Source organism: uncultured Tateyamaria sp. (assembly GCF_947503385.1).
Taxonomy (GTDB): domain Bacteria; phylum Pseudomonadota; class Alphaproteobacteria; order Rhodobacterales; family Rhodobacteraceae; genus Tateyamaria.
In genome coordinates, this window is the sequence record NZ_CANNDO010000028.1 from 1 (window position 1) to 490 (window position 490).

General features: G+C 58.2%; 1 pseudogene. It reads right to left on the reverse strand.

The window, feature by feature from the left end:
- Positions 1 to 490 (reverse strand): annotated as a pseudogene (locus Q1A85_RS22945) (helix-turn-helix domain-containing protein); the annotation flags it as partial.

A 490-nucleotide genomic window follows, 5' to 3' on the forward strand; every position in this document is an offset into this window, starting at 1 on the left:
ACGATGAAGGCCGGGCTGGTGATCAGATCATGCGCTTTGAGCGTGCGATAAACCGTGGATTCCGAGACAAAGTAGCGTTCTTGATCGGTGAACGTCACCGCCAGTTCGCGTGGCGACAGCTCCGTTTCCTGAAGCGCCAGGTTGACAACCTTGCGCTTCACTTCCGCTGGCACCCGGTTCCAGACGTGCTTTGTCTTGGGAGAGCGATCCTGCAACCCAGCCTCACCGCGCTGCAGATATCGGTCGTACCAACGGTAGAATGTCGTCCTGGGGATACCCAGCGTAGCCCGTGTCCGGCGGGCCGACAAATGGCTCTCTTCGACCAGCCGGATGATCTCCAGCGTCTCAGATGCCGCCCTCTCGGCAGATTTGGCTTAGTCAAATCGCCTGCCGGGTAATAGATACCTCATTCGCGGTCGTCCCCATCCCCGAGCATAGCTTTTTTGAGAAGCCGCAGCTCGAGTGTCTGTTCAGCGACCACCTCTTTGAG